The following is an 18,154-nucleotide window of genomic DNA, read 5'->3' as shown; positions in this document are numbered from 1 at the left end:
AAGAACATTCTTTTCAGATAATAATAAAAAGAGAACCGCTGTTTTTAGAACACATAATAAAACCGGCAGCTCTCGCTACCGGTTTATTACAAATTTATTATTTTTGGTAACCGCCGTTTAATTGTTGCTCTGCCATTTGCACTAAACGCTTAGTAATTTCTCCGCCAACGGATCCGTTAGCACGCGCTGTAGCATCTGGTCCAAGCTGTACACCAAACTCTGATGCGATTTCGTACTTCATTTGATCTAAAGCTTGTTTTACGCCGGGAACGACTAGTTGATTTGAATTTTGATTTGCCATGTCTGTGTCACCTCCTTGTGAATATAGAATGTGCCGTATCGACAGATTCATGCATTCACAAGAAGTAGTAATTCATGGTAATTTTTTATTATAGTAAACCGGAGAATTTATCTTGTTTCTTTTTAGGGAACATCATAATTTCTCTTTCACTCACTGCTTCTGCAATCAGGTCCTCAAAAGATTTAAAGCTCTCATAAAACTCCACTTTTTCAAGCTTTGGTTTTGTTTTTGGACTTGCCGGTGTAAATATAGTGCAGCAATCTTCATACGGACGGATTGAAACCTCGTACGTGTCAATTTCTTGAGCAATTTTAATAATATCAAGCTTATCAAATGCAATTAGTGGACGTAATACCGGAGTCGGCGTTACTGCATTAATCGCTGTTAAGCTTTCTAATGTTTGACTAGCGACTTGTCCAAGACTTTCACCCGTAATAATAGCAAGAGCTCCTGTTTCTTCCCGAACTAAATCAGTAATTCTTAACATCATTCTCCGTGTAGTCGTCATTGATACATTACTTGGAATTTGTTTTTGAATTTCTTGTTGAATTGCTGTAAAAGGGATGATGTGAAGTTTAACAGACGCACCAAAGCGACTTAATTTCTCCGCTAAATCCATCACTTTTTCTTTCGATAGTTCACTCGTATATGGGGGACTATAAAAATGAATGGCATCCAAACGAACACCACGCTTTAACATTTGATATCCTGCAACAGGACTATCAATTCCACCTGATAGCATAAGTATAGATTTACCATTTGATCCAATCGGTAAACCTCCAGCACCAGGAATAACTTGAGCCATCATATAAACAGCATCTCTTCTTACTTCTACAACTAAATCAATATCCGGTTTTTTCATCTGAACACGAATTTCTGGGAAGTTACGCAACACATGAGAGCCAACATATTGTTGTAATTCATTCGTTTCCATTTCAAATGGTTTGTATGATCGTTTTACCGTAACTTTAAAAGTTTTATCAGTCCGGTCGAGTGATTCTACAACTTTAACTGCAGTTTGTTTAATATCTTCTAAATCTAAACTACATGACGCAACAGGACTGAACGACTGAATACCGAAAATTTTTGGTAATCGCTCAATTAATTGGTCCATCGTTTCTTGTTCATTCGGTCGAATAAACATACGATCCCGTTCCGTTATAATTTGAAATTTTGGTAAATCCGCAAATGCATATCGGATATTATCCCGTAATCGACCTGTAAAGGAACTACGATTTCTTCCTTTTGTAGATAATTCACCATAACGTATTAATAGTTCTTTCCATTCCATTTTTAATTATTCTCCTTTAACTTGCTTCATAATTGCTGAAAAATTTTCGATAAAATGTTCAATTTGTTGATCCGTATTACTTGTACCAAAACTTATACGAATGACTCCTCGAATATAGTCATCTGATAATCCGATTGATTTTATAACATGACTAGTTTTTGTTTGCTTTGAAGAACAAGCACTCGAAGTTGACACAATGATTCCTCGTGTTTGCAAAGCGTTAACTAGTATTTCACCTTTTAAATTACGCACACTAATCGTTAAAATGTGAGCTGCTGCTTGATTCGAAGACAATATACGAACATTTCGATAGCCCTGTAAAAAGCTTCTAATTTTTTCGTTCCATTGCACATATTTCGAAAGCATTAACGATTGATTTTCAAAAGCAAGTCTCATGGCTTTGGCAAACGACACAGCTTGTGCAACTGGCACCGTTCCACTTCGTAATCCAAATTCTTGGCCACCGCCAACAATTACAGGTTCGAAAGAGACATAATTTTTCCATGCAACAATCCCAGATCCTTTTAAACCATTGAATTTATGTGCTGATAATGTCAAAACATCAGCACCAAGACTGGAAAATGATACAGGGTATTTCCCGAAACTTTGAATGGCATCTACATGAAATACAGCACGGCTATTTTGATGAATGATATTTGCTAAATCTTTGATCGGTTGTATGCTGCCTAGTTCATTATTTATATGCATGATACTAACCATAATCGTATCTTTTCGTAAAGATGATTTGACATCTTCAAGTGAAATTAATCCTTTTTCATTAACAGGTAAAACCTCAATTTCAAAACCTTGAAGCTCCAATTGTTTCATCGATTCTAAAACGGATGGATGTTCAATGCTTGAGGTAATAATATGTTTGCCTCGAGCTTGCAAGTTTTTGGCTAACCCATGAATAGCAAAGTGATTAGATTCTGTTCCACCTGAAGTGAAAATAACTCTTGTTTCATCTGTTCCAAGCATGTCGGCAATTTGTTTTCTTGCCCGTGATAAAAGGGCGTTTGCTTCAACACCAAGTTCATGGATTGAGGCAGGATTAGCATAAAACGCTTCATTCACTTTAACGAATGTTTCCAATACTTCTTTATGTGGTTTTGTCGTGGCACTATGATCAAAATAATACACGGCTGAACTCCTTTTCAATAGAAAACCACCAGCACGTGTTGTGTGCGGTGGTTTAAACTGACTTTATTATGAACGCCATGCGTCCTCTTTGACAAGTACTTCGATTCGTTTCATGGCACCAGGTTCTACTTCTTCAACAGCTGTTGCTGCTTCTTCAAGAGCTTTCGTGTATCGAAGTTGACGGAATGCTGCTTCAGCTTCGATCAAGCGCTGGTTCATGCGTGGATGACTTGCACGATAACGGTTTCCGTATTGGATAATCCGTTCGATCAACAAGACGTTCTCAAGCATTTCTTTCGCTTTAGTATGCACTTCATGAATACATTTATCTGCCTTAGCTAAATAAGTATCCACTAATTTCATGTTAAGCGGTACTTCTTGAAGACTTTGCATAACTAAGTAAATGTGTTCTTCTGCTTCTTCTAAGCGAACGTCCATCTCTTCAGGAATTCCTGGCATATTCGCTTTATGTACCATGCGATCTGTTTCATGCAGTAATCTCTTCAGTTCATCTAAATTCGTACGCGCTCGATTCTCATCGATACGTAAACTCTTTAAACTATTCGAAAAACGATCTTGCTCTTCGTATAAGTTCTCCAAATCAGCCGAAATAAGTGTAAGTTCATCTTGTAAGCTTGAATAAGCTAATTGGTCTTCACTTGCTCGTTGTGCCACTAAATCATAACGTTTTTGCAACGTTTCAATTTGTTTCAAACAAACCAATGGAATTTCTGCTTGATTTTCTGGTAAACGATAGCTTTGTTGTACATAAGCCGCTTCATCACTTGTTTGACGAGTAATCGTGGTAACCTCTGCCAATCTCTGTTCAGTAGGATGGCGATGTTTATCAACATAGCGTTTAGCCATAACTTCTTTTTCGAGCATGTCATAGCAAGCTTCAATTTCATCTTTCATTTGCTCAACTCTTGTTAATACGTTCTTTATTTCAAGTTGAATAATTGATTCTTTCATAGTTACTAATTCATCATCTAACTTATTTAGTTGTTCAGTCATTTCAAGATGTTCTAAATAATACGATTGCGCTTCCATTTCACGTTGTCCATTTCGAAGATCGTGAATACTAGCGGGAATCTTATTTTGCACGTCTGATAACAACGAAGGAATATCATGTAATAAATTAAAGACAAATTGAGCTTCTTCATCTAAGCCAATCACGATTTCGCGTGCTAACAAATAATTACCACTTTCTGTTAAACGGTCATATTCGTCAAATTGAGGTCCGAATTGTTCAAGCTTTTTCTCAAGTGGCACAGCTGCTGCACCAAACGAGTGCTGATGAGCGAGCAATGTCTTGCGAGCTGCACGGTATTGTTCTTTTAATTGATCCATTTCAACGCGGTTTTTTTCTTCGCTACCAATCAATTGTTCAAGCTCTTTCAAGATTAACGACATTTGTTCGTCACTTTGTTGAATTCGCTCATCAATTTCTTTCTCCAATGCAGTGGCACGTTTAAAGTTGAATCTATCAATACTTTCTTCAGCATCGAAAAGTAATGAATCAATTTTTGGCATGTGAATATCCATAACTTGTGTCCAACTATTACGCCAGCTTTCAAACATTTCTTCAGTTTGTCCATTCATATTCAGTTGTTTGACTTTAGTCATTTCTTCTAATATAGGCTTATTTTGAATTTGATGTTTTTCATGTTCTAGTCTAACAATCTCGTTATTATGTTTGCGACGCATCATAAATAAGAGTATGAGTACTGCAATTAGTACGATGATTGCAATGATGATATAATTCATCGTAAGCCCCCTGTTCCAAAAATCACGGTCTATGCCAGTTTATACATATAATCTTACCATGAAATAAACGAATATGTTGACGAAAATACAAGTATTTTGCCGAATTAATGTAAAAAGTTACATTTATCCATTGGAGGTGTTTATTTATATGAAGCGAGATGCTCATATTCACAGTCCATTTTGTCCCCATGGAACGAAGGACTCGTTTAAATTATACATAGAAAAAGCTATTAACAATGGCTTTACTGATATTTCATTTACAGAACATGCCCCTGCACCTCAAGGGTTTATGGACACTGTTCCCGATCAAGATAGTTTTCTTCAACCAAACATGCTCGAACCATATATCTTAGAACTACAACAACTCAAAAAACAATATGCTAACGACATCTCGATTAAAATAGGGTTAGAAGTAGATTTTATTGAAGGATTTGAAAAAGAGACCACTCAATTATTAAATGAAATAGGTCCTACCTTAGATGATTCGATTTTATCTGTTCATTTCCTGCTTAATGAACAAAAATATTCTTGTATTGATTTTTCACCACCATCATTTATACATTTTTCACAGCAATTCGCATCAATAGAAGATGTTTATTCCCTCTATTATAAAACCGTACAAGATTCAATTTCAGCTGACCTTGGTCCATATAAACCAAAACGAATTGGCCATCCCACATTAATTCATAAATTTCAACATGCTCACAGCGTGATTGTAGATGATTATGAAATGATTTTAAAGACATTAGATTTAATGAAACACTATCAATATGAACTGGATGTAAATAGTGCAGGCTTAGCCAAACAGTTTTGTTTGGAACCCTATCCCCCAACTCGTTACATTTTGTTAGCAAAAGAAATGGGGATTCCTCTCGTATTTGGGTCAGACGCACACAGGGCAGAAGACTTGCATCAATTTTATGAGGACGTATATACTCAAGCAATGAGAAAAGCTTCACTTTAGCTCCTAGCTAGAAATACTTATCGGAATGCACCAATTTCCGAAAACAATAATGAAGAGGTGATGTCATGTTTGCAAAATCAACTTATGCTGGAGATACTCAACAACAATATGAAATGTTAGCTAAACAATTAGATGCATTACTAACTGGCGAGAAAAACGTAATGGCTAATTTAAGTAATGCTTCTGCATTATTAAATCAATTTTTCGACCGCATTAATTGGGTAGGTTTTTATATGATGGATGAAAATGAACTGGTACTCGGTCCATTTCAAGGATTACCAGCTTGTATTAGAATTCCTGTAGGTAGAGGAGTTTGTGGAACTTCTGTTGCAAAAAAGGAAACGATAATTGTTGCCGACGTCCATGCTTTCCCAGGACATATCGCGTGTGATGCAGCTTCTCAATCAGAAATCGTGGTGCCGTTACTAAAGAATGGCGAGGTTATCGGCGTGCTTGATATTGACAGCCCAGAAAAAAATCGTTTCCAAAAAGAAGATCAACAAGGTCTTGAACATTTAGTGTCTATATTAATGAAACATATTTAAAAGGATGAAGTGGTTTATTAACCACTTCATCCTTTTTTATTTTGCCATGGCAAAGTGTGTTTCAACTTTTGCAAATGCTTGTTCCAAATCCGCCATTATATCATCCACGTGCTCAAGGCCGACTGACAAGCGAAGTAAGGAATGGGTAATCCCCATTTTTTCTCGGTCTACTTCCGGAATGACTGAATGTGTCATGGTAGCCGGGTGTTGAATTAGTGTTTCCGCATCCCCTAAACTAACCGCAATTTTAATTAGTTGCAGTGCATTCATAAAATATTGTGCAGCCTCTTTCCCGCCTTTTATATTAAATGAAATTAGCCCGCCTCCTGCTGTCATTTGTTTTTTAGCAATTTCAAATTGCGGATGTGATGGATGAAAAGGATACAGAATGTCAGTTACGACGGGTGTTGATTGTAAAAATGACACAAGTTTAAGTGCATTTTCAGAATGGCGGTCCATTCTAATATGGAGTGTTTTTAATCCCCTAAGTATGAGCCAAGCATCAAATGGTGAGATAATACCACCAACGTCTTTTTGTACGGTCATTCGAAGATTCATCATATCTTCCATATCGTTACCGATTAACAAGCCAGCGATGACATCCCCATGCCCATTAATATATTTTGTGGCACTGTGCAACACATAATCTGCACCGAAATCGAGTGGATTTTGTAAATATGGTGATGAAAATGTATTATCTACAATCACTTTTAATCCATGTTTTTGTGCAACTTTGTGAACTAGTGCTAAATCCACGAGTTCCATGGTTGGATTTATTGGTGTTTCCACATATATACAGACTGTTTCCGGGCGTATGGATGCTTCGATTTCTTGTTCAGTCGACAAAGCACTAAAACTATGTGAAATATTATATTTTTCATCCATCATTTCGAGTAAGCCAAATGTGCAACCGTAAATCCCTCGCGAACAAAGAACATGATCACCTGTTTTTGTAACATGAATAAGTATTGCACTAACTGCGGCCATCCCCGACCCAAATGCTAATGCACTTTGCCCATTTTCAAGTTCTGCTATTCTTTCTTCTAAAATTCGAACGGTCGGATTCCCTAAACGCGAATATATATTTCCAGATTCCTCACCAGAAAAACGGCGTTCTCCTTGTTCAGCTGATGAAAATGTAAAAGTGGACGTTTGATACAAAGGTACAGATAAACTGTCGTGATGTTGATGTGACAAATATCCTTTGTGAATAACAGCCGTTTCTTTTTTAATAAATTCATTGTTCATAATAAGCACCCCTTAATTCATGTAAACGCTTTCATCCCTATCTTTTCCATCTTACTCGATTTCTTGTTTTTTGAAAAGGTCAACTTCCCTAGACGATTTATTAAAATGTCAAGGTATCATCTTGACACTATGCTTTTTAATAGATACAATAGAGGATGTGTAAAATAAAAGCAGCAGTTGTATGGTCTTATTCGTTTCATTTTATTCCTCCATGGTAATTGGAAGGGGTATCTCGTAACCCTTGGCTGCGAGGGCGAAGGTACATGAAAATAAAATGGCAGTTTGATTGATACATCTGGTCTTATTTTACAACAAAATAAAACCACTAAAAGGAGGAGTCTTTCATGGCTCGTTATACAGGTCCAGCTTGGAAATTATCTCGTCGTCTTGGTCTATCACTAAGCGGTACAGGTAAAGAATTAGAAAAACGCCCTTACGCACCAGGACAACACGGTCCTAACCAACGTAAAAAAATCTCGGAATATGGTTTACAATTACAAGAGAAGCAAAAGCTTCGTCATATGTATGGTGTAAATGAACGTCAATTCCGTACACTTTTCGATAAAGCGGCTAAAATGCCTGGTAAATCTGGTGAGAACTTCATGATTCTTCTTGATACTCGCTTAGACAACATCGTTTACCGTTTAGGTCTTTCACGCACTCGTCGTGGAGCTCGTCAATTAGTAAACCACGGTCACGTTATGGTCGATGGAAAACGCGTTGACATCCCTTCATACCGTCTAAAAGCAGGTCAAGAAATTTCTCTTCGTGAAAAATCTCAAAACCTTGATATCGTTAATGAGTCTATGGAAGTAAGCAACTTTGTTCCTGAATACTTATCTTTCGATGCAGACAAAAAAGTTGGTACATTCGTTCGCCTTCCAGAACGTAACGAATTATCTGCTGAAATCAATGAATCATTAATCGTTGAGTACTACTCACGTTAATAGCAATACTTTATTAGAAGTCCTAGAATTCTTGTTAAATCAAGATTCTAGGGCTTTTTTTGTTGTTTGATAATGCAAATAAAGCATAAAAAAGCAGGTTATTGGGATTAATTAGGATTAATGAAAAACCACCGTAAATTCACTACCGAACACCCACACATTTTTAGATTCCGATTTCTTAATTTCTTGATTTGTGACGGCTATTTCGTGAGAATTTACTGATCCTTATCTTTACTTTAATTACGAATGTTAATTAAATTCCATGATTTACTTGTCCTAAAAGAAGTCATTTTGCGCCTGGTTATTCTTTAGCTTGGTGTTTATTTGGTCATTCGATTCAACATTCCTTAATCTCTCTATCCAAGCAGTTTGTCTGCCTCTTCTTAATTAGGTAACCATCATTCTAGTCAACTGTATCAACCATACTCGCCTCTCGTTTATTCACACACAGTCCACTTGTCTGAATCGAATTTCAAGAAACAAAAAGAACACCCGGGTAGGCGTTCTTCGATATTTCTATTTAATTTTCTTTTAAATTCACCTAAATTTGTTAAAAGCCAGCAAGTGCTTTTGCGTATGCAAAAGGTGTCGTTAGTATAAAGGGAAGAACTCTTTGTTCATCATCTTCTCTAAAAGCCTTAATCTCTGCAGCATAATCTAACTGCACTTCAAGTAAATACAAATTTGCTGATTTATCCAATATAAAATCCACTGCTGCATCTCCAAGGAGGTATCCTTTTTTCTCCATTCTCTTTAAGACTTGTATGCATACATTTGTAATTTCATTAATTTTATTTTCTGTTTCCTCTTTACTGAGATTATAATATTTACTAATTGCTAATTCTCCTGGTTCAATTCTTGCCCTATATTTTGAGTTTGAGACAACACTGCCTGATTTTGCAATCTTGGTTTCAATTCCTGAAAGTTTCCATTTCATGCTGTAATCTTTTTGTATATAAATTCTGAAATCTATTTTTTCTCCTGTACTTGTAAAAGATTCTATCTCTTGTTGAATAATATATGTTCTGTTTAATAAATGCTTTTTAAGTGCAGTTTCTAATTCTTTTACTGACTTTAAATGAAAACATTCACCATGATAATCGGTTATCAAGAAGCCACCATCCAGTTTTTTCGCTTGGATAATGCCATTACCACCTGCCATTGATACTGGCTTTAAATAAACGGAATCATACTTTTTAAATATAGTTAACAGACTTTTTACTCCAGTGAATTCCTTTGTATATGGAAGGTACTTTTTTAGTTTAGGTACCAATTTCATTTTATCCCAAAAAGATAATTTATCGATGTTTCGATATGGATAATTAAATATATTGTCTCCTACACGCTTTTTCAGCTGTTTATATCTTTTTTCTCGAAGAGGAATTCTGTTGAAAACAACTGAAGGATAAGGAAATGTACCTTGTTTAAAGTCATTTGAAGCAGGATCATAATAGAATCCAGTTAGAGTGTTGTTCTCGCTAGCGATTTCGGTAGGTCTGAACATAAAAATGAGACCTTTAATCATGTCATAATCTTTTAAACGTAATAATTGTTGCTTTGAATCCTCAATATAACGAGTGTAAACAAGAAAACCAATAACTGGTCCTAATTGGATATGATTATCTGTCACTATATATTCATATGGTAAATCAATAATAGATAGCTCATTTGATAAATGTCTGGGTAGTTGAATTTCTCCATCATTCACTTTGTCATCAAGTATAATATTAAGCGTCTTGGAAAAAGAACCATATTGCAGGATCATCGTGGATTGTTCGATTTTCATCAGAGCCAATGTAGCAGAGTTAAGTAAGACCTCATCTTTGAGATTTTCGTTAAATATCATGGTGTAAAGAAAATTATTCCGCAAGTACTCCGCCGTTTTATTCATATGCATTAAACTAGACCCTTTGACTAAAAAAATGCTATTGTCCTCCATTGAGCTATTTAATTCATGATGCAATTCATTACGATCTTTACAGTGTTTAATCTTTTCTATCGGAAAACCATGTTCACTAGCTCCTTTGTGTATATCAATCGATAAGTCCCCAAAAGTGTAAATTACATCAATCTTTTTCTCAGCAGCATACTTTCCGATCTCGCGATGACCTTCACTTGTATAATCGCCCAATTCTAACATGCTTCCCAGAACTAGGATTTTCTTTCTATCCTTGCCTATGTTCATTAGCACATCAATGGCGGCCTTAACGGACTGAGGATTAGCATTTACAGTATCATCAATAAGAATTGATTCACCCCTTAAGTTGTAAACATTTAATCGCTTAATAGGAACTTGATAATTTTTTAATCCTTCTCTTATTATCTCAATCGGAAAACCTAATTTGTCCGCAAGTGAAATAGCAAATAACGCGTTAAATATATTGTGTTCTCCAAACGTAGGAATAAAGAATTCTTCATTATGTCCTTTCATTTCAACATAAAACCTCATACCGTTACTAAGATACTCGACATTGGATGCGTTATAATTAGCGTTTGAATTTATTCCAATTGTTACGAGTGTTCCTTTAAAAGTTGATGTATCCAAAAGTTGTGAGTTTATATCATCTTTATTTAAAAGCAATAGTCCATCTGCTTTCATGTTTTTGATCAATACTGATTTATATTGAGCTGTAGTTTCAAAGCTATTTCCTAAATTACCGTAATGAGCTGTGCCTATATTAGTAATCACAGCTATATTAGGCTGAAAATGATTGCAGTGTTGTTCTCCTGCACCTTGTTTTCCCATCCCTAATTCTAAAAGGATGGCTTCGTGTTTAGATGGATCAAATTGCGCCATCATTTGTTGGGTGCTAATAGGTAAATTCTTGTTCCCAACTGTTTTTAATACATTCCATTGAGTTTCTAATACAGAAGCAATGAACTCACGAGTTGATGTCTTTCCATTACTACCTGTTATTGCGATTGTTGGAATTTCTTCATTAGTGAAATACAACAAAATTCTCTCCTTTATTTTGGTTATTATGGGCGAATTTAAGTGAAAGACGTGGTTATCTTTTCTTAATGTTCTTTAAAGAACGATTGAGGATGTCAGTATCTAAAGTTAACAAATTCTTCCTAGTTAACTTTATTAAACCCAATGAATGTACCACTTTTCAACTCCATAGGGTGACACTCTTCAGATAGCGAAAAATCGCCCCGAAGTCTTTTTAAATAATAAGTAATGCCAATTTTGAAAAGTGACATAGATGATTCCGCGAAGTTCAACAGCATCGATTCTAATCGATATGCACCTGCTGCAACTTTTTTGCGTACGGCGTTGGTTACAGGAAAGCCGGCGTTTCCTGCTGGTGCGTTTGTCACTAAAAGAATTACGGTGTATGAAGTTACCTAATCGTATGTTGTTTGCCAGTTTGACTGAATTCTGTATATCTTGATAGTAAAACGTGACAATTCAAACCTCCTTTCAACTTCATTAGATAATTAAGGTAAATCAATATTTCATAATCAAAAAAAAAAACAAACTCTTGCTAACGCAAAGTTCTTTCCCATATTGTAAGATACGAAATTTTCCTAATAATGGTAGAGACAAACGTATAGCTATTTATAAATAAAATATAGTTTCTTATCTTTTCATGCCATTACAAAAAGCACACTCCATTGAGCGTGCTTCAAAGTAATATTTCACACTAGTTGATTGCTACCTTTCATTTAAAAAGGATTTCCCCTTATTGATCTTTATTGATTTTGTTTTTATCTTCTTCCAACGCAGTTAATGCCAGTTTTTTTATCGTCATATCATCCATTGGAGGGTTATGCAGTCCTGCTCGAACGTCACGATAATAACGTTGTAATGGATTGGTTCTTTGTAGACTTTTGGCTCCTACTAATCGCATCGCTTTATCAACAATTGTTATAGCAGAGTTCGTTACAATATGTTTTGCAACACTTACTTCATTTGTCAGTAACTGTTTTGTAGCTTTGTTATCATAACAAGAGGCGGCTCCATAGATAACGAATCGTGCTTTCGTAAGCTCTAAATCTATTTCTCCAATTAATTGTTGAACATTTGGTAATTGTGCAATTGGTCCATTTAAACTGTTTGGAGAATGCGTATTGGCAAATTGAACTGCGTAATCGCGTGCAGCTTGTGCTACACCAAGATAAGTAGCTGGAATATGGAGTAACCAACCATTTATTTTCCCGCCGCTTACAAACTCCGGAAGTTCGACTAAATCAGATTCTTGGACACCTACATTAGTTAATATTAAATCGTTGCTACTCGTTCCGCGCATGGATACGACATCCCACGTTTCTTCGATTGATACCCCATCTACATCTCTGTTGATCAAGAAGAACCCTACTTTTTCTTTTTCTTCAATCCAAGCTGAGGTTAGAAAATACGAGAGTATTGGAGAAGCAGTTGTGAAAATCTTCCGACCATTTATTACCCACGTATCTCCTTTTTTTATAGCGGTTGTACCTGGACGGCCCCCGCGCGTGGGACTTCCTGTTTGTGCTTCACTAACAGAACGGTTTACTAGCGCGCCATTTAGAACTTCATTTGCGAAAAAGTCTAGTTTTTCATCTGTCCAAAGCTTATTTTCGAATACCTCACCAACCACACCTAAACTCCAGCCGATGGATAATGCCGTATTAGCATCATAGCTGGCAAGCGTTTCTTGTATTAGGACCATGTCATAAACAGAAAATCCTTCTCCACCCAGTTCACTTGGTAATGTTAGACTTGCATATCCTAGACCAACTAAATCCTTCATATTCTCTATTGGAAAAACGGCAAGCTCATCAATTTCCGCAGACCTACTTTTAAATGTTTCTTCAAATTGTTGCAATTTACCTAGCCACTTTTTTTGTTTTTCCGTTTTAATAAATAAATTCTTCAACAATGTTCGTCTCCTTTAATATATGTAACCTATTATTCATATGGATTAAGTGCCACTATTTTAGAGCAGCTTATCAAATTTCTATTTTGCCACAACGATCTTCTTCGCTTCTAATCAATAAGGCAATTGAAATAGATTCAACCGATTAAGTCTAATTCTCCTTTTATTTCTTCGCCAAATATGGAAGTTTCGCTTTTAAAAAATTCATGCTCATTTCAATACTCTCAAATGGGGTCCGGCGAGTAAAGTCTTGCTCAACGACCCACCAATGAACGCCAGCTTCTTCTCCGATATTCAATATCGCGTCAATATCAACTCCGCCTGTTCCGAGCTCCGCGAAAAATTGTTCCTCATCAGTCGTCATGTCCTTCAAATGGATAATCGGTGTTCTATTTTTATATTTATTAATCCACTCAACAGGATTTTCTCCTGCCTTTTTCAGCCAATACACATCAAACTCTGCTTTCACATTGTCTTCGTTTGTATCCTCTAAAATGGATTCAAGTGCCATTCTGCCATCTGATAGCAACTCTAGTTCAAAATCATGGTGATGATAAAGTAGTGTAATGCCTTCAAGACGGCACTTTTCTCCTGCTTTTTCCAATATTGAAATAAGATTATGATACTGTTCTTCTGAACGGCGTTCAGGCAATAAATAAGGAAAAACTACATAATTACTTCCTAATGTTTTCTGGTCTTCAATAACTCCGAGCAAATTGTTTTCCAATTCTTCTAAAGGCACATGACTGGACGCTGCCTGAAGGCCTAGTTCATCTAATAGCACTTTTACTTCTTTCGCAGTCATTCCACCATATCCTGCAAATTCCACTCCATCGAAGCCAAGCTCTGCAATCTTTTTCAAGGTACCGGAAAAATCTTTCTCGCTTTCCTCTCGCAATGTATACATTTGTACAGCTACTGGAATTTCCTTCATTTCTTATTGCCTCATTTCTATTCGTTTAAGAACATCTCTTATATGATAGTAACTTTCACCCACGCTCTTCGGTTTTTCAAGTAAGTACACCTGTGTCCAAAAATTAATACGTTTTAAAAGTGTTCAATAGTTTAATCAATATTTCGGAAACTGCAACTAGATTGCTCTAAATTATTTTAGGTAGAGTCTGGTTTATTCAGTTTTTGCCTCAATAACTATTATTTCGCGTTCTCCGATCTGCATCATCAGTTTTCAACTGACCCATTTTCTAGAACTTCCAATTCTAGCTGTTCAACAAAATTGATTATTTCTATGTATCGATCTAACTTCTTTACTATTGTAAACCTCAAGTCCTCCATAGACTACCTTGACTCCCACTTTCATTAGTTTAATATTTCAAATATTTAAATTAATGGAATAAACAGTAAAACACAATCGAAATTCCTTTCCTTGTAAAAAATCACAGGAAGAAAAGATTTCGATTGTGCTTTCTTAATACAAAATTCATGGTTTTTTTATTTTTTTTCTACTTTTAGTGTATAAGGAAGAATTGTTGAATTCCCATAGTAATCTCGTACCTTAATCGAGTATTTCCCCTTTTTCAAATTGATTGGAAGTACTTCTTTTTGTCCCGAAGGGTAGTAGTCTGAAGTGGTGACGAGCTTACCATTTTGATAAATAGATAGCACTCCATCAATTTCTCTACCTCCTTCTAAAGAAAGATAGCCTTGAAGAGAGGAATCTTTTACTTCAAACGAGTACCAATCTTCATCCCCGTATGGGACTCCAGTATTTAGATGACCTTTGGCAGTCCAAATATTAGCGTTTATTTTTTTCAATGAAAGAGGTTTTGAAGGCATATTGTTTTTCACCACAGAGCCTGAATCTTCATCTTTCATAGAAGTTTGAGCAACTGTTAACTCATAAGGGACAAGAGAAAATGATTGTTCAGTAGCTGAAAGTGCAAATGTATTAATAATGTAATTCTTCCCTTTTTCTACTTTAAAGGATCCGTAAACACTACCTGGTTCTTGAAAAAGTCCCTTTGAAATCACACTTGATTTTTCGATATCCGCTTCGTCCAACTTTCTATTTTTATTTACGTCTTCATAAATGAGAACCACTCCATACAATGGAGAAAACAGTTCAATTGGTAAGCTTTTCAACGCTTTTTCACTCGCTTTTCCTCTTTCAAAAAGAACGCTGTATATACTTGACTGTTTACCTTCTAAATAATAAGTATCATTATCAAATGGCATCGCAAAATTGGCTTTAATTGTGGTAGAAGGAAGATTTTGCACTTTTTGATCATTGTCATTCTTTTCATATTGATCATCTGGGTTTGCTACCAAAAGTTTAGAACTTAACGAATACCCTTCCATCATTAATCCCGTTCCAAATGAAGGCATATAATGGACAAAGTATGTTTCTCCTTTTTTCAACCCTGTATAAATATTTTGATTCATTTCCATGCCATTCCAACCAAATTTAACATTTTGACCAATTGTATTCAATATGGTAACAGGCATGCCTTCTTCGTCTTTTACATTCTCAACCTTTAGAATTTCCACAAATGGAATATCTGTTTTTGAGTTCGAAGTTTTAAATTGGAAAATACCAGTTTGTGTAGCAGTTAATTTAAACCAGTCTTCGTCTCCCTGTGATTGGATATATCCGTTTTTTGTTAGTCCAATCTCGTAAGGAAGTGCAGCATCCGAAATGTATTTAAAATAAGCCTCTGGATCTCCGTATGGATCTGGAGTTGCTCCTGTGTCATCACTAGCAATTTGGAAAAGTTTCTGATTCATTTTAGTGATTGCCTCAGAAGATGCCTCTCCTTCTCCTCCTTCTTCTTCTCCTGTTCCGCTACCCTCTTCTCTATTGGGAATACCATCTTCGTCTGGAGGTAAAATCTTCCCTTCAATTTTTACCGTATAAGGAAGCAATGAGGATTGCCCTTCCTTTTCATTTCCTCCCAGTTGTCCCGAGAACCCAAAAAAGTATTCATAACCCATATAATTTATTGGCTTACTCGTCACTTTTACTAGGTATTCTGATTGAGGAGTCGTTGGGAAAGTTAAAGCTTCTCCTTCACCACGGCCTTTTTCATTTGCTTGAAAGTCTGCAAAAATATCATCTAATGGCGGAAGTTCAACAGACACTGGTTCCTCTGTATCACCTATTTCGACCGGTTCAGTTGGTTCCCCTCCGCTTGGTGGGATCAAATTCGCCATAGCATAAACTTCAATTCCAATATCTAATCCAGGAATTCCTGGGATTGAAATTTTTGATATTTGTTCGTCCTTGGTATTAAATAAGAAGAAATCATCATCTCCATCAGCACCAATTAACTGCAATGGTTCAGATTGAAATGGTAAACTTGCTGCTGATATCGACATATCTAGAGTTGAATCATCTTCAGGCAATTGAGCTTGACGTTTAATGGACAGTCGATAGTTAGAAACTTTTTTGCCCGAGTCATCGTAGCTACCATTTACATCCTTGACTCCAATTGCCATTGTTCCATCGAATGGAGCTTGTATCAATTTTCCTTCTATTTTTCCAGCTCCAACATCATTTACTTCCTCGATTTGCTCCTTACCTGACGAATAGAAATGAATCATCATTTTATAGTCGTAAGAAGGCATCCCTTTAAGCAAGGTTTGAACCGATTCCCCTTTTTTCACAGGGAATTGAACCCAATGTTGTTCAAATGGAGTCGTAACCGCTTCTTGTTTTTCAATCGAATCGTGAAAAGAGATTTTTTCTGCCTTCATTAAAATCTCTTTTTTCGCCCAATTGTCTTTTACAAAAGCAGGTAATTTTTTTATATCAAATTTAAGGACCGCTGTAGGATTGACTAGTCCGTTCCCAAATTCTAAATCGTGTCCTTTTTCTCCAAGATCTGTAGCTGTATGCTCTAAGATGTACTCAACTTGTGCAGGTTTTAGATTAGGATATTTGGATAAAAGAAGGGAAGCAACCCCTGCAACGACTGGTGTTGCCATTGATGTACCACTTAAAGTTGAAAAACTTGATTTTTTTTCATAATCAAAAATAGGAGCATAAATGTCTTCTCCAGGTGCGACAATATCTGTCGAAGCACCGTAGGTAGAGAAAGAACTTAACTTCTTGTCTTTATTAATTGAACCCACACCGATGACGCCTTCATAACTTGCTGGATAGTTAGGAACATCATCCCCTCCATTTCCTTGTGCAGCCACAATAGTTACACCCTTGTCGATGGCAATTTCAACAGCTTCTTCTACCACTGGAGATGGGAATGAAGAACCAAGGCTCATATTAATCACTTTTGCTCCATGATCGGCCGCGTAGAGTATGGCTTGGGCAATAGTATAATCATTTGTCACAAAATCACGATCAAATACGTCTATTGGTAAAATCCTCACATTTGGATTGATTCCGTATCCACCTATTCCGTTTCCTTTTTTCCCAGCAAGGATTCCGGTCACGTGAGTTCCATGAACATCTGGAGCTGTCTGGTTCATTGGGTTAATGACATTGTAGCTTGGTAAGAATAATCCTTTTAATTCTGGGTGCTTTTGGTCAATACCTGTATCGATTATCGCAACGGTTACTTTATTTTTTCCAGACAATTTTTGAGCTTCATTGATTTTTAGTAAGGAAAGGTGATACTGGTCCTTTGTTTTTGGATCTTCATCGACAGAGTTTGTTTTGTAAGTAACACTCTGATTAACAGATAGAACCTTCATATTTTTTTGGTAACTATTGATTGCTTTTTGTAAGTCTTTTTTATTCTTCACTCTAACGACTATATATTTCAACTTATCTACTTTTTCAATTACAAATGTACCTGCTCGTTGATGATCGAGTGCAGAGAGAGGCTTTTCGTACTTAATTACAAGGCTGTCTTCACTTAGAGGTAGAGTCTTTGATTCATCTAACTGCGATGAATTGTATTGTACCATTGAATTTTCTGGACTTTTTGCAAGGACATTCAAAGCAGGTTGTAAAGGTGATGCCACTAATGAAATTCCCAACCCTACAGATGCAATTCTCTTTAACGCAGCCTTCATAAACATTCCTCATTTCTATCAATCTATCTTCAATTATACTTAAATAAGTATTATATGGAAATATTTTCTTTTCGATGAATTTTGACAAGTTTCTTGA

At 36.1% G+C, this 18,154-nt stretch carries 13 protein-coding genes; 3 read left to right on the top strand and 10 right to left on the bottom strand.

All coding sequences use genetic code 11. From position 1 onward, the window contains the following. Nucleotides 1-97: 97 nt before the first annotated feature. The 4 genes from ACFPYN_RS06995 to ezrA form a co-directional block, all read right to left on the bottom strand. The gene (locus ACFPYN_RS06995) at nt 98-301 is read right to left on the bottom strand and encodes a small, acid-soluble spore protein, alpha/beta type (RefSeq protein WP_377733265.1); all 204 of its coding nucleotides are present in this window, start codon (nt 299-301) and stop codon (nt 98-100) included. Nucleotides 302-389: 88 nt separating this feature from the next. Next, nucleotides 390-1,592 (bottom strand): tRNA uracil 4-sulfurtransferase ThiI, encoded by a 1,203-nt coding sequence (gene thiI, locus ACFPYN_RS06990; RefSeq protein WP_377733264.1) that lies wholly within the window; start codon nt 1,590-1,592, stop codon nt 390-392. A 6-nt stretch (nt 1,593-1,598) separates the two neighbouring features. After that, on the bottom strand, nt 1,599-2,732 hold the full coding sequence (locus tag ACFPYN_RS06985) for a cysteine desulfurase family protein (RefSeq protein ID WP_377733263.1): 1,134 nt from the start codon (nt 2,730-2,732) through the stop codon (nt 1,599-1,601). Between the two features lie 66 nt (nt 2,733-2,798). Then, nucleotides 2,799-4,499 carry a septation ring formation regulator EzrA gene (gene ezrA / locus ACFPYN_RS06980; protein ID WP_377733262.1) on the bottom strand — a complete coding sequence of 567 codons (1,701 nt, stop codon included), beginning with the start codon at nt 4,497-4,499 and terminating at the stop codon, nt 2,799-2,801. Nucleotides 4,500-4,647: 148 nt separating this feature from the next. On the opposite strand from ezrA, the gene hisJ reads away from it, so the two are divergent. After that, nucleotides 4,648-5,463 carry a histidinol-phosphatase HisJ gene (hisJ, locus tag ACFPYN_RS06975; protein ID WP_377733261.1) on the top strand — a complete coding sequence of 272 codons (816 nt, stop codon included), beginning with the start codon at nt 4,648-4,650 and terminating at the stop codon, nt 5,461-5,463. A gap of 65 nt (nt 5,464-5,528) precedes the next feature. Continuing rightward, nucleotides 5,529-6,008 (top strand): GAF domain-containing protein, encoded by a 480-nt coding sequence (locus ACFPYN_RS06970; RefSeq protein ID WP_377733260.1) that lies wholly within the window; start codon nt 5,529-5,531, stop codon nt 6,006-6,008. Nucleotides 6,009-6,044: 36 nt separating this feature from the next. Here the strand turns inward: ACFPYN_RS06970 and megL are convergent, their stop codons facing one another. After that, entirely contained in the window at nt 6,045-7,256 is a 1,212-nt protein-coding gene (gene megL / locus ACFPYN_RS06965; protein WP_377733259.1) for a methionine gamma-lyase, read from the bottom strand. A 344-nt stretch (nt 7,257-7,600) separates the two neighbouring features. Here megL and rpsD point away from each other — a divergent pair, with 344 nt between their 5' ends. Then, nucleotides 7,601-8,203: a 30S ribosomal protein S4 gene (gene rpsD / locus ACFPYN_RS06960; protein WP_377733258.1), complete on the top strand. Its 603-nt coding sequence runs from the start codon at nt 7,601-7,603 to the stop codon at nt 8,201-8,203. A 550-nt stretch (nt 8,204-8,753) separates the two neighbouring features. On the opposite strand, the gene ACFPYN_RS06955 is transcribed toward rpsD, so the two are convergent. The 5 genes from ACFPYN_RS06955 to ACFPYN_RS06935 form a co-directional block, all read right to left on the bottom strand. Next, nucleotides 8,754-11,156 carry a YheC/YheD family protein gene (locus ACFPYN_RS06955; protein WP_377733257.1) on the bottom strand — a complete coding sequence of 801 codons (2,403 nt, stop codon included), beginning with the start codon at nt 11,154-11,156 and terminating at the stop codon, nt 8,754-8,756. A gap of 122 nt (nt 11,157-11,278) precedes the next feature. Beyond that, nucleotides 11,279-11,524 (bottom strand): hypothetical protein, encoded by a 246-nt coding sequence (locus ACFPYN_RS06950; protein ID WP_377733256.1) that lies wholly within the window; start codon nt 11,522-11,524, stop codon nt 11,279-11,281. A gap of 365 nt (nt 11,525-11,889) precedes the next feature. Beyond that, nucleotides 11,890-13,065 carry an acyl-CoA dehydrogenase family protein gene (locus ACFPYN_RS06945; RefSeq protein WP_449295460.1) on the bottom strand — a complete coding sequence of 392 codons (1,176 nt, stop codon included), beginning with the start codon at nt 13,063-13,065 and terminating at the stop codon, nt 11,890-11,892. Nucleotides 13,066-13,228: 163 nt separating this feature from the next. Next, on the bottom strand, nt 13,229-13,999 hold the full coding sequence (locus ACFPYN_RS06940; RefSeq protein WP_377733254.1) for a sugar phosphate isomerase/epimerase family protein: 771 nt from the start codon (nt 13,997-13,999) through the stop codon (nt 13,229-13,231). A 515-nt stretch (nt 14,000-14,514) separates the two neighbouring features. Beyond that, nucleotides 14,515-18,057: a S8 family peptidase gene (locus ACFPYN_RS06935; protein ID WP_377733253.1), complete on the bottom strand. Its 3,543-nt coding sequence runs from the start codon at nt 18,055-18,057 to the stop codon at nt 14,515-14,517. Between the last annotated feature and the right edge of the window lie 97 nt (nt 18,058-18,154).

This window comes from Paenisporosarcina macmurdoensis, from assembly GCF_042658845.1.
In the GTDB taxonomy this organism is placed as follows: Bacteria; Bacillota; Bacilli; order Bacillales_A; family Planococcaceae; genus Paenisporosarcina; species Paenisporosarcina macmurdoensis.
The sequence above is the reverse complement of the archived record's forward strand: the minus strand, read 5'-3'. Positions and strand labels throughout refer to the sequence as shown.

What these genes read in the sequence shown, in the direction of transcription:
- megL (WP_377733259.1), bottom strand. Translation starts at nt 7,256, where the DNA reads ATGAACAATGAATTTATTAAAAAAGAAACGGCTGTTATTCACAAAGGA.
- ACFPYN_RS06970 (WP_377733260.1), top strand. Translation starts at nt 5,529, where the DNA reads ATGTTTGCAAAATCAACTTATGCTGGAGATACTCAACAACAATATGAA.
- hisJ (WP_377733261.1), top strand. Translation starts at nt 4,648, where the DNA reads ATGAAGCGAGATGCTCATATTCACAGTCCATTTTGTCCCCATGGAACG.
- ezrA (WP_377733262.1), bottom strand. Translation starts at nt 4,499, where the DNA reads ATGAATTATATCATCATTGCAATCATCGTACTAATTGCAGTACTCATA.
- rpsD (WP_377733258.1), top strand. Translation starts at nt 7,601, where the DNA reads ATGGCTCGTTATACAGGTCCAGCTTGGAAATTATCTCGTCGTCTTGGT.
- thiI (WP_377733264.1), bottom strand. Translation starts at nt 1,592, where the DNA reads ATGGAATGGAAAGAACTATTAATACGTTATGGTGAATTATCTACAAAA.
- ACFPYN_RS06995 (WP_377733265.1), bottom strand. Translation starts at nt 301, where the DNA reads ATGGCAAATCAAAATTCAAATCAACTAGTCGTTCCCGGCGTAAAACAA.
- ACFPYN_RS06940 (WP_377733254.1), bottom strand. Translation starts at nt 13,999, where the DNA reads ATGAAGGAAATTCCAGTAGCTGTACAAATGTATACATTGCGAGAGGAA.
- ACFPYN_RS06935 (WP_377733253.1), bottom strand. Translation starts at nt 18,057, where the DNA reads ATGAAGGCTGCGTTAAAGAGAATTGCATCTGTAGGGTTGGGAATTTCA.